We start from the raw sequence: 11,848 nt of genomic DNA on the forward strand, positions 1-11,848 counted from the left end.
TTGCTGTGACCCGACGATGGGCCACTCACTCGTTCTTCGACTTGATCACGTCGTCATCGGCCCACGCAGCAACGCTCGCAAGGGATGCGGAGCGTCGAGCGGGATGCGGATACGCGACATCGCGTGTTAGCGGTACCAATGACTTGTGCTCGATGTTAGCGCGAACGGATCGACTGTCAAGCACGGCCCGAGGCCCACTCTCTCGGCGAACGCCGAGCATCGCGGCCGCCCGTCGCCCTACTCTGGTGCGATGACGCACTCTGCCGATTCCTCCGACAGTCATAGTCCGCGCGCCCGGGTGACCCCGGGCGTCTGCCTGCACACCGAGGAGGTCGGCCGTTGAACGGCGACCTCCTTCTCAATATCTCCCTCGTCATCGTCTTCGTCCTCATCGGCGGCGTCTTCGCCGCCACGGAGATGGCGCTGGTGACCCTTCGCGAGAGCCAGGTCAACGCTCTCGCGGCCCGGGGCAAGCGCGGTCGCAAGGTCGCGGATCTCGCCCGCAACCCCAACACGTTCCTCTCGGCGGTCCAGATCGGCGTGACGGTGGCCGGTTTCGCCTCGGCCGCATACGGCGCCTCGTCGATCGCGCCGTCGGTGACGCCTTTGTTCGCGTCGCTCGGGCTCGCCGAGTCCGTCGCGGCGACCGTCGCGACGATCGTGCTGACCCTCGTGATCGCGTACCTCTCGTTGGTGCTCGGCGAGCTCGTGCCCAAGCGCCTCGCGATCCAGCGCAACGCGCAGTTCGCCTACGCCGTCGCCCCGGTCCTCGGCGGATTCGCGCGGTTCATGCGTCCCGTCATCTGGCTGCTGTCGGTGTCGACGAACGCTCTCGTGCGGCTGCTCGGCGGCGACCCGAACAAGACGGCCGACGAGCTCACCGACGAGGAGCTGCGCGACATCGTCTCCAGTCATGAGGGACTGCCGGAGGACGAGCGCCGCATCCTCGACGACGTGCTGTCGCTGCGCGACCGCCAGATCAGCGAGGTCATGCGGCCGCGCCCCGAGGTGATCGCGCTCGACGCTCATGAGTCGATCGATGAGGCCGCCGCGCGCGTCGCGGACCTGCCGCACTCGCGCTACCCCGTCATCGACACCTCGATCGACGACATCATCGGGTTCGTGCACGTGCGCGACATCTTCGACGCCGCGTCCGCATCCGGCAGCGCCGATCTCGCTTCCATCGTCCGCGAGATCTCCTATCTCCCGTCCTCCGCGCGCGTCCTGCCGACCCTCACGGGGATGCGGGCGCAGGGGCACCACATCGCGGTCGTCGTGGATGAGTACGGCGGGACCGACGGCATCGTCACGCTCGAGGATCTCGTGGAGGAGGTCGTCGGGGAGATCTTCGACGAGTACGACACGGATGCGGTATCCGAAGCGCTGAGCGCGGAGGGCGGCACGGTCGACGGTCGACTGAACCTGCAGGACTTCGAGGAGGCGACGGGCATCGCCATCCCGCGGGGCAGCGCCGACACGGTCGCCGGCTACGTGGTCGAACGGCTCGGGCGCCTCGCCCGCGTGGGCGACGTCGTGGAGATCGACGGCGCGACGATCCGGGTGAACGCGATCGATCGCCGCCGGATCAGTGAACTGCACGTGACCCGCGCGGCGGAACCCGCGCAAGAGTTCCCGAACTGATCGCCCCTGGCGGGGGACGGGGCGCCCGGCCCCCGCCAGGTGATCTACCGTTGTAGAGGCAGGATCCGCACCCGAAGCGCGCCCGCCAGGAAGGACCCCGTGAGGATCGCATCGTCATCGGACTGGCGGCAGAGCATCCCCTTCGAGACTCCGCTGCTGGTCGCCGACATCGCCCCCGGCGAGCCGGGGCGCTGCGCATCCTGCCCCGCCGACGCACCGGCGCGCGAGCGCACGGAGCTGTGGGCCGTCAAGCACCGCCATCCCAACAACCACGACGGGTTCGTGCGCTTCTACTGCGTCGAGCACCGCCCTGAGCCGCCCCGCGCATCCGCGCCCGCAGCGCCGGCGACTCGCCCGAAGCGCACCGCGGCACGCCAGGCAGCACCCACCCGCACGAGCGCAACGAAGCCCGTGGTCCCCGAGCGCGTGCGCGCCGTGTGCCCTACCTGCTTCCTCGAGGCGAACGCGAACGGCGTGTGCGGCATGTGCGGCGAGCAGATCGCCTGAACCCGCTCAGCGCACCCGCAGCGCTGAGCGTTCCACGCTGACGGCGAAGCCGGTGACCTCGCCGACCTCCTCGCCGTCGATCTCGAACGCGCACGGCTCGGACAACTCCACGCGCAGTCGCTGCCCCTGTGCATGCCGCGCAGAATCGGTGCTCGTCGCGGAACGCTCGCGATCGAACAGCCGAAGGATGCCGTTGTCCCACATCGCGGTGCGCAGCGTCTCGAGCCAGTCGCCGACGCCGGCCGCGCTCATGATCAGCACATCGAGCAGTCCGTCGTCGAGCTGGGCGTCCGGGAAGAGGGTGACCCCGCCCTGGATGGCGCCGCAGTTGCCCACGAGCAGCGTATGGGCCTCGACGCTCTGCGCAGGCTCGTCATCGAGCGCGAGACGGACATCGATCACGCTCGACGACGAGAGCGCGCGTCCCATCGCGGCCACATAGGCGAGCCACCCCGCCTTCGACTTCAGGTCGTCGTCGGTCTCCGCGAGCATCTGCGCGTCCAGACCGAATCCCACCATCACCACGAAAGCGTGACGCTCGGTGCCGCCGGCTCTGGTGAGTTCTACCCAGCCCATGTCCATCGAGCGGGACTCCGACGTCAATGCCCGACGCATCGCCGCGGGAAGACTCAGCAGTGGTACGCCCAGATTTCGTGCCAGCAGATTGCCGGTGCCGCGCGGCACGATGCCCAGGGCGGCATCCGTTCCGGCGAGGCCCTCGGCCACCGCCCGCACGGTGCCGTCGCCGCCCGCGGCGATCACCAGATCGCATCCGGCTTCCACGGCCGCGCGGGCCGGCCCCTGCCCCGGGTCCTCGGGGGTCGTCTCGAACCACTCCGGCTCGGCCTCGGCGCTGACACCGGCCCATGCGCGCGCGAGATCCTCGCGCTTCGTCTTGCTCGGGTTGTAGACGACGGCGGTGCGGGATGCGGGCATGCACACATGCTCTCACCCCGCACGCGTCGCACGGCGCCGCTTGCGACCGACACCGGAACGCTTCCCGACCCGGGCCGTGGATAACCCACAAGACGAGCCCGGCGAATACGCGACAGGAACTGTGGAACCTCGGAAATCTTGTGGTCTGACCTTTCAATTTCATCCGGAAACATGAACAATGAAGGCATGACCCGCCCCGGATACAGCGCCATCTCCAGCTACTCGCGCGTTCAGATCCTCCACGTTCTGCAAAAGCGCGGACAGCGCACCGTCGCCGAGCTGTGCGAGGCGACGGATCTGCACCCGAACACGGTTCGCGAGCACCTTCAGCGCCTGCTCGACGGCGGTTACATCGTGGCCGAAACCGAGCACCGGACGACGCGCGGCCGCCCGCGCGTTCTTTACAGCACCACGTCCGACCGCCGGGGCATCAGCGTCATCTCGCAGCGCAAGGTCCGCGAGGCGGCGCAGCGGGGCGACCTCATGCGCCGCATCATGCCGTGGACGAACGTGACGGACGCCGGGCTCACCCCGGATGCGGTGCACCAGATCGACGCCCTCGTCGAGGACCTCGGCGATGCCGGCTTCGATCCCATCGTCGACGAGGCCGAGCTCACGGTCGATATCTCCCCCTGCCCCAACGCGGGCGCGGATCCCGACCACCGCGAGACGCTCTGCGATGTGCACCTGGGACTGATGGACGGTGTGCTCGCGGAAGCCGGCGGCCCGCTTCGTGTGGACAAGATGGCCGCGTCGTGCGACCCGCGCAACTGCGTCGTCAAGCTGATGCTCGCGCAGCGGGTGCCGCTACCGGCATGAACGGGCGGCCCTCAGCCGCCGATCGCGTTCATTCCTCGCGACGGCTGCAGGAACGAGGGGTCGTCGATGGCGTGCCCCGCGAGCTTGCCCGCGATGCACGAGCGGAGCATGGCGTCCACCTGCATATCGGAGGCACCCCCGCGCAGGAGGGGCACGAGGTCGTATTCGGTCGTGGAGAACAGGCAGTTGCGCAGCTGCCCGTCGGCGGTCAACCGCATCCGGTCGCAGTCGCCGCAGAACGGCGCCGTGACCGACGCGATGACGCCGACCGTGTGGGGGCCGCCGTCAAGAGCCCAGCGCTCGGCGGGCGCGCCGCCGCGTCCCGGCACAGGGGTCAACTCCCACCGGCGACCGAGAGCCTCAAGGATCTCCTCGCGAGTGACCATCTGCGAGCGGTCCCAGGTATGACCGGCATCCAACGGCATCTGCTCGATGAAGCGCATCTGTGCGTCGTGCGCGAGGGCGAACTCCACCAGGTCGACCAGTTCATCGTCGTTCACCCCGCGCATCGCGACGGCGTTGAGCTTGAGCGGGCGGAGTCCGGACGCGGCGGCGGCGCCGATCGCTTCGCGCACCTCCTCGAGACGGTCGCGACGCGTGAGCTCGGCGAAGCGATCGCGCCGCAACGTGTCGATGGAGATGTTCAGCCGACTGAGCCCCGCCTCGACGAGGGCAGGCAACAGCTCGGGCAGACGGATCCCGTTGGTCGTCATCGCGATCGCGACCGGTCCCTCGGGGGATTCGATGCGCGCCAGACGCGCCACGACGTCCACGATGTCGCGGCGCAGCAGCGGCTCACCGCCGGTCAGGCGGAAGGTACTGATCCCGTCGGCGGCGGCGATGCGGGCGACGCGTTCGATCTCGTCGGTCGTCAGGATGCTGTTGCGTGCGAGCCACTCGTTGCCCTGTTCCGGCATGCAGTACGTGCAGCGCAACGAGCACCGGTCGGTCAGCGAGATGCGAAGGTCCCGGTGCACCCGGCCGAACTGGTCGACGAGCGGATCCCCCTGTCGCTGCTGACCCGGATCCGCGGGCGGCGTGCGGCGCAGCTGGAGCGGAACCGCCGTCATCCTCTGACCTCCGCCGCTCGATCGCCCATGACACGAGGGTACGTGCCGTGCCCGGACACCCGGCGCGGATCGGCGTGGAAATTGCTCGTCATTATTCACGGCCGCCCCCTGCGGCCATCTCATTTCGAACTGCGACACTGTGCCGCAACCTCTGATCCGGCCGGTCCCGCGGCCAGGAGTCGAGGCAAGGGCTCTGAAGGGGACGCTCATGGATTTTCTTGATCCGCTCGCGCTCGCGCGCTGGCAATTCGGTCTGACCACGCTGTACCACTATCTGTTCGTGCCGCTGACGCTGGGCATGGGCCTGATCGTCGCGATCTTCCAGACCTGGTGGGTGCGCACGGGCGAGACGAAGTGGCTCCAGCTCACACGCCTGTTCGGCAAGATCTTCCTCATCAACTTCGCCATGGGTGTGGTGACCGGCATCGTGCAGGAGTTCCAGTTCGGCATGAACTGGTCGGCGTACTCACGCTTCGTCGGCGACGTGTTCGGGGCTCCCCTCGCGTTCGAAGGCCTGCTCGCCTTCTTCTTCGAGGCGACCTTCATCGGGTTGTGGATCTTCGGGTGGGACCGCCTCTCCAAGCGCGTGCACCTCGCCACGATCTGGTGCGCCTGGATCGGCGCGACGATGTCGGCGTACTTCATCCTCGCCGCCAACTCCTTCATGCAGAACCCCGTCGGCTACACGATGTCGCCCGACGGCACCCGCGCCGAGATGACGGACTTCTTCGCGGTGCTCACCAACCGCGTCGTGCTCGCAACCTTCCCGCACACCATGTTCGCGGCCATCATGTTCGCCGCCACCGTCGTGGTCGCCGTGGCCGCCTGGCATCTGGCACGCGGGCAGCACTTCGAGGCGATGCGCCCCGCCCTGCGGTTCGGGATGTGGACGGTAATCATCTCGTTCGCCGGCACCGCCATCTCCGGCGACCTGCTGGGCCTGCAAATGGTCGCGACCCAGCCGATGAAGATGGCGGCAGCGGAGGCGCTGTACAACACGGCCTGCGGCGCGGACGCGTCGTTCTCGATCTTCTCGCTCGGCACCCCCGACGGGACGAGCGAGATCTGGTCGTTGCGTGTGCCGTACCTGCTGTCGTTCCTGTCCACCCACACGCTCGACGGCTGCGTGGAGGGCATCAACAACCTGAACGCCGAGTACACCCAGAACTGGCCCGTGTTCGCCGACCAGCTGGGCGGCGAACTGCCCTTCGCCCCCACCATCTGGATCACCTACTGGTCCTTCCGCTGGATGATCGGCTTCGGCGGTCTCGCGGCCGTGATCTCCGTGGTCGGTCTGTGGCTGACCCGCAAGAACGCCAAGCGCGCCGTCCCGCAGTGGGCGTGGCGCGTGGCGATCTGGTCGGCACCGCTGCCCATGTTCGGCAGCCTCGTCGGGTGGCTCTTCACCGAGATGGGGCGTCAGCCGTGGATCGTGTTCGGTCTCATGCTGACCCAGGACGGTGTCTCACCCAGCGTTCCGGGATGGAACGTGCTGATCTCCCTGATCGCGTTCACTCTCACCTACGCGGCCCTGGCCGTCGTGGAGTTCGGCCTCATCCTGAAGGCCGCGCGGAAGGGGCCCGAACCGATCCCCGAACCCGGGGACGGCGAGAGCGCCGACGACGATGCCCACCGCATGACCACGGTCTACTGAGGAGCTCGCCATGGATCTCGCATACCTCTGGTTCTTCATCGTCGGCGTGCTGTTCGTCGGATACTTCGTGCTCGACGGCTTCGACTTCGGCGTCGGGATGTCCCTGCCGTTCCTCGGCAAGGACGACATCGGCAGACGGCAGATCATCAACACGATCGGCCCCGTCTGGGATCTCAATGAGACGTGGGTCATCGTCGCCGGCGCGTGCCTGTTCGCCGCCTTCCCGGAGTGGTACGCCACCCTGTTCAGCGGGTTCTACCTGCCGCTGCTGCTCATCCTTCTCGCTCTCATCGCCCGCGGTGTCTCGTTCGAATACCGGCACCAGCGCGACTCGCTGCGGTGGAAGAAGGGCTTCGACACGATGATCGTCGTCGGCTCCGCTCTTCCGGCACTGCTGTGGGGCGTGGCCGTCGCGAACATCGTGCAGGGCGTGCCGCTGGACGCGCACCACGAGTTCACCGGTTCGCTGCTGACGCTTCTGAACCCGTACGGCCTGCTCGGCGGTGTCACGACGCTGCTGCTGTTCTTCACCCACGGCGTCTACTTCGTCGCCCTGAAGACCGACGGTCAGGTTCGCGCCGACGCCCGCAAGCTCGCGCGCACCTCGGGCCTGCTGACCATCGTGGTCGCCGCGGCATTCCTCGGCTGGACCGTCGTGAACGCGATGGGAGCCCAGGCTCCCGCCCTGCCGCTCGTGATCGTCTGCGCCGCCCTCGCGGCCGTGCTGCTGATCGCCTCCGTCCTGGCCAACGCGACAGATCGCGAGGGATGGGCGTTCGCGTTCGGCGCGGGTACCGTCGCGTTCGCCGTGCTGACGCTCTGGCTCGCGCTCTTCCCGAACGTCATGCCCTCCACGACAGACCCGGCGGGCACCCTGACGATCGAGAACGCCTCGAGCACCGACTACACCCTCACGATCATGACCTGGGCCGCGGTGGTGTTCCTGCCGCTCGTGCTGCTCTACCAGGGCTGGACGTACTGGATCTTCCGCAAGCGCGTCATGCGCTCGCGGATCGAGAAGGCTGCGGCCGTCGTCCACTGACTGCCGTCATCCGTTCCTCCCCTTCGGAGCGGATGACGGCATACCCCCGTCGGACCGGCGGATGCACACGAGCATCGGCCGGTCCGACGGCACATGAGGCAGGATCGAAGAGTGAGTACGGACGCCGCCACCCGCGCGTCGGGCAGTAATCGCCCGATCGATCCGCGGCTGCTGCGATACAGCTCCGCGTCGCGCCACTTCCTGCTGATCACCGCCGCGATCGTGCTCGCACAGACCGGCGTGATCATCGGTTTCGCGTGGCTGTTGACGACCGCGCTGGTCGGCGCGATCGCCGGCGAGCCCGTCGAGACACTGCTTCCGGCGCTCGGCGGCGCCGCGGCGCTCGCGCTCCTGCGGGGGCTGCTCATCGCCGCATCCGAGCGCACCTCGGCGCTGGGGGCCGCCCGGGCATCGCTCCAGCTGCGTGCAGCCCTGGTGAGCGCGGTCGACCGGCTCGGGCCCGCATGGCTGTCCCGCCGCAACAGCGCGGCGCTCGCGGTCACGGCGGGCCATGGTCTCGAGGCGCTCGACGCCTACTTCGGCCGCTACTTGCCGCAGCTGGTCGCGACTGCGATCACGATGCCCGTCCTGATCGTCACGATCCTCGTTTCGGATCCGCTCTCAGGCCTCATCGTCGTGCTCACGATGCCCCTCATCCCGCTGTTCATGGTGCTGATCGGCCTCGCCACCCAGACTGTGCAGCGCCGCCAGTACGGCACCCTGCAGCATCTTGCATCCCGCTTCGCGGACACCGTGGCGGGCCTCGGAACGCTGAAGGTCTTCGGCCGCCAGCATCGCGCCGCGCGCAGCATCGAAACGGTCACCGCCGACTACAAACGCGAGACGATGGCGGTGCTGCGCGTCTCGTTCCTGTCGGGGTTCGCGCTCGAGTTCTTGGCGTCCATCTCCGTCGCGATCATCGCCGTCGAGATCGGGTTCCGACTGCTGGGCGGTCAGATGCCGCTGCTGGTGGGTCTGTTCGTTCTCCTGCTCGCGCCCGAGGCGTACCTGCCGCTGCGGCAGGTGGGCGTGCAGTTCCACGCCGCCGCCGAGGGCGTCGCCGCAACCGACGAGATCTTCCAGACCCTGGACGACGCCCGGGCCCTGACGCCGTCCGCAGGCGCCGGCGCCGCGGCAGTGCCAGTACCGACCGATGCACCTCTGCTGCGCCTGCGCGAGCTGCGTGTGCCGCGCGGCGACCGGGTGATCGGCCCGATCGACCTGGATCTGTCGCCCGGAGAGGTCGTGCTGCTGGAGGGCCCCAGCGGCGCCGGCAAGTCCAGCATCCTCGCCGCTCTCCTCGGCTTCGCCGACTACACGGGTCACCTCGAGGTCGCGGGCACCCCGGCGACGGATGCGGCCGCGCGCGGCATCCTGGCGTGGGCGGGTCAGCGGCCGGGACTGGTGACCGGGACCGTGGCCGAGAACGTGGCCCTGGGCGACGACCACCCCGACGAGGAGCTCGTGGCGCGATGCCTCGCCGACGCGGTCGCGGATGTCGACGGCGCCGTGGCGCTCGGCGTGTCCGGGGCAGGGCTCTCGGGCGGCCAGGCGCAACGTGTCGCGGTGGCACGCGCCCTGTACCGGATGCGGCGCCGCGGGACACCCGTGCTCGCACTCGACGAGCCGACGAGCGCCCTCGACGCGCGCACCGAGGCGGAGCTCTGGCAGACCGTGCGCCGCGCGGCCGACACCGAAGGCGCGGCGGTCCTGCTGGTCTCGCATAGGCCGACGGCGCGGATGATCGCCGACCGCGTGGTCGCCGTGTCGTCCGCCGCCGCTCTCGGCTCGGCGGGACAGGGAGGCACGGCGTGAGAACCTCGGACGTCCTGCGGTCGGCGCAGCCCCCGCTGCGCAGCTTCTGGTGGGCGCTCGCGGCCGGAACGGGAACCGCCGTCAGTGCGATCGCTCTGCTCGCGGCCAGCGCCTGGCTCATCACGCGCTCCGCCGAGCAACCGGCGGTCATGTACATCACCGCGGTCGTGGTGGCCGTGCGCGCGTTCGCTCTCGGCCGCGGCGTCTTCCGTTATCTCGAGCGTCTGAGTGGACACGACGCCGCGCTCGGACGTCTCGCCACCGTGCGCGCGGACCTCGTGCGGCGAATCGTGCCGCTCGCCCCCGATGGCCTGGGCACGACCCGCCGCGGGGCCCTGCTGTCCCGCCTGGTCGACGACGTCGACGAACTGCAGAACCTCCCCCTGCGCGTCGTCATGCCGCTCGCCACAGCGACCCTCGCCTCGGTCGCGAGCGTCGTGTTCGCGGCCTTCCTGCAGCCGATCGCGGCCGCCGTCCTCGCCGTGTGCCTCGCGGCGGCGTTCGCGCTGGCGGCGTGGGTGGGCTGGCGCGCCGGCGCACGCGCGGAAAGCCGCATCGCTCCCCTGCGCTCCCACCTCTCCGACGCCCTTCTCGACCAGCTGACGACCCTCGACGTGCTCACCGCGTTCGACGCCACGGATGCCGCCCGCACCCGCATCCGCCGCGCCGACGAGCAGCTTCGCCAGGCCACGGTGCGCCGCGCGGGCGCGCAGGGACTCACCTCCGGCGCCGTATCGCTCGTCGCCGGCGTCGCTTCACTCGCGACCCTTCTCGCCTGCGCCGCTCTGCTCGGGCAGGGCGGTTTCGACGGACCCGCCCTGGCCGTCGTCGTCCTCCTGCCGATGGCGGTGTTCGAGGTCTTCGGGACGGTGCCGCTGGCCCTCGCCGCGTGGCGCCAGGTGCGCACGGCTGCCGAGCGCGTGGCCGAGACCGTGCCCGACGAGGTGCCCGTGGGACTCCCCCGCGACGAGCCGGCCGCCACCGGGGACGCCCCGCCGCTCGGCGACGGACTGCGCCTGTCGGGAGTCTCGGCGCGCTGGCCCGACCGCCTCGACACGCGCACATTCCGGGACGAGGGGGCATCCGCATCCATCGACGATTCCGGCCGACTGACAGGCATCGACCTCCACGTGCGCCCCGGCGAGCGCGTGCTCGTGACGGGCCCCAGCGGTGCGGGCAAGACGACTCTCGCGCACGTTCTCGTGCGTTTCCTCGACTACGAGGGGTCCTACCTCATCGGAGGCAGGGAAGTGCGCGAGATCTCCGGCGACGACCTGCGCCGCACGATCGGCCTCTGCGAGCAGTCCCCCTACCTCTTCGACGAGACGCTCCGGCAGAACCTGCTCTTCGCCCGCGAGAGCGCGGACGACGCGGACCTCTGGGACGTGCTGGAGCGCGTCGGGCTCGCCGAGTGGGCACGCGAGCGCGGCGGCCTCGACGCCGACCTCGGCGAACGCGGTGGTCTCGTGTCCGGTGGGCAGGCGCAGCGGATCGCGCTCGCACGCGCCTTGCTCGCGCGGTTCCCGGTGCTCGTGCTCGACGAGCCGACCGCGGGCGTGGATCCCGCGGCCTCGGATCGCCTGCTGCGCGACCTGCTCGGCGCCGTCGAGGCCGATCGTGCCGTCGTTCTGATCTCGCACGTCGCGCCGCCGGACGGGCTGGTGGACCGCGAAGTGCGCCTCGAGAACGGCCGGCTCGCCGCATCCGCCTGACTCAGAGATCAAGGGTGAACAGCTGGGCCCCCTCGGGCGACGCGGCGCGCGCAAATCCCAGACGGTCGTAGAACGCCAGCGCTCCGACGTTGCGTGCGTCCGCGCCCAGGTGCAGCCCGCGCACGCCGCGCTCGCGCAGCGCCTCGATGAGCGTTGCGACCAGGCGCCGCCCTATGCCCTGCCCCTGCAACACGGGCAGCAGATCGATGTGCAGGTGCGCGGGGTGCGTCGCCCGGAGGGCGCTGCTCTCGGTGCGCGCATCCGCTTCGCGGACGATCGCCCACTGCCTGGCGTTGGCGTCCGGATGCGCGTATCGCGCCCGCTGAGCCGGCCACCAGCGCTCAGCGAACCAGGCGTCGAAGGCGATCGTGTCATCGGTTGCGACGATGTAGCCCGCCGGGCGGCCTTCTGCATCCTCCGCGACGAAGGCGAGGTCGGGATGCCGCTCCAGGTAGGGCAAGAGGTACAGGTCGGCCCAGAGGCCGTCGTCGGTCAGGATCCCCGCGCCGTCGGAGCCGGCGGCCGCCGTTGCGAGACAGACCGCCGCCAGAGCGTCTTCATCACCCGGACGGAACGGACGGATGACTCCCATGCGCCGAGCGTACCTTCCCCTTGTGCGCCCCGCGGGCAGGGAGCTCCGGTCCTCCGAGCG

The 11,848-nt window shown here is 69.8% G+C and carries 10 protein-coding genes; 7 read left to right on the plus strand and 3 right to left on the minus strand.

Annotated elements, in window-relative coordinates:
* The first annotated feature begins 339 nt into the window (after positions 1-339).
* Together PQV94_RS11960 and PQV94_RS11965 are read left to right on the plus strand one after the other, a co-directional pair.
* The gene (locus PQV94_RS11960) at positions 340-1,641 is read left to right on the plus strand and encodes a hemolysin family protein (RefSeq protein ID WP_274286039.1); all 1,302 of its coding nucleotides are present in this window, start codon (positions 340-342) and stop codon (positions 1,639-1,641) included.
* Positions 1,642-1,740: 99 nt separating this feature from the next.
* Positions 1,741-2,148: a glucose-6-phosphate dehydrogenase gene (locus tag PQV94_RS11965; protein ID WP_274286040.1), complete on the plus strand. Its 408-nt coding sequence runs from the start codon at positions 1,741-1,743 to the stop codon at positions 2,146-2,148.
* A 6-nt stretch (positions 2,149-2,154) separates the two neighbouring features.
* Here PQV94_RS11965 and PQV94_RS11970 read toward each other — a convergent pair whose 3' ends face one another.
* Positions 2,155-3,084: a diacylglycerol/lipid kinase family protein gene (locus PQV94_RS11970; RefSeq protein WP_274286041.1), complete on the minus strand. Its 930-nt coding sequence runs from the start codon at positions 3,082-3,084 to the stop codon at positions 2,155-2,157.
* A gap of 186 nt (positions 3,085-3,270) precedes the next feature.
* Here PQV94_RS11970 and PQV94_RS11975 point away from each other — a divergent pair, with 186 nt between their 5' ends.
* Positions 3,271-3,903, plus strand: a complete 633-nt coding sequence (locus PQV94_RS11975; RefSeq protein WP_274286042.1) for a helix-turn-helix transcriptional regulator — start codon at positions 3,271-3,273, stop codon at positions 3,901-3,903.
* 11 nt (positions 3,904-3,914) lie between these two features.
* Here the strand turns inward: PQV94_RS11975 and moaA are convergent, their stop codons facing one another.
* Entirely contained in the window at positions 3,915-4,973 is a 1,059-nt protein-coding gene (gene moaA, locus PQV94_RS11980) for a GTP 3',8-cyclase MoaA (protein WP_274286043.1), read from the minus strand.
* A gap of 208 nt (positions 4,974-5,181) precedes the next feature.
* Here moaA and PQV94_RS11985 point away from each other — a divergent pair, with 208 nt between their 5' ends.
* The 4 genes from PQV94_RS11985 (at position 5,182) to cydC (ending at position 11,196) form a co-directional block, all read left to right on the plus strand.
* Positions 5,182-6,627 (plus strand): cytochrome ubiquinol oxidase subunit I, encoded by a 1,446-nt coding sequence (locus PQV94_RS11985; protein WP_274286044.1) that lies wholly within the window; start codon positions 5,182-5,184, stop codon positions 6,625-6,627.
* A gap of 10 nt (positions 6,628-6,637) precedes the next feature.
* Positions 6,638-7,669 carry a cytochrome d ubiquinol oxidase subunit II gene (cydB, locus tag PQV94_RS11990; RefSeq protein WP_274286045.1) on the plus strand — a complete coding sequence of 344 codons (1,032 nt, stop codon included), beginning with the start codon at positions 6,638-6,640 and terminating at the stop codon, positions 7,667-7,669.
* A 111-nt stretch (positions 7,670-7,780) separates the two neighbouring features.
* Entirely contained in the window at positions 7,781-9,484 is a 1,704-nt protein-coding gene (cydD, locus tag PQV94_RS11995; protein WP_274286046.1) for a thiol reductant ABC exporter subunit CydD, read from the plus strand.
* Positions 9,481-11,196 carry a thiol reductant ABC exporter subunit CydC gene (gene cydC / locus PQV94_RS12000; RefSeq protein ID WP_274286047.1) on the plus strand — a complete coding sequence of 572 codons (1,716 nt, stop codon included), beginning with the start codon at positions 9,481-9,483 and terminating at the stop codon, positions 11,194-11,196. Before cydD ends, cydC begins: the two co-directional genes overlap by 4 nt.
* A 1-nt stretch (position 11,197) precedes the next feature.
* On the opposite strand, the gene PQV94_RS12005 is transcribed toward cydC, so the two are convergent.
* Positions 11,198-11,788, minus strand: a complete 591-nt coding sequence (locus tag PQV94_RS12005; RefSeq protein ID WP_274286048.1) for a GNAT family N-acetyltransferase — start codon at positions 11,786-11,788, stop codon at positions 11,198-11,200.
* Between the last annotated feature and the right edge of the window lie 60 nt (positions 11,789-11,848).

It is taken from the genome of Microbacterium sp. Clip185, from assembly GCF_028743715.1.
Classification (GTDB): domain Bacteria; phylum Actinomycetota; class Actinomycetes; order Actinomycetales; family Microbacteriaceae; genus Microbacterium.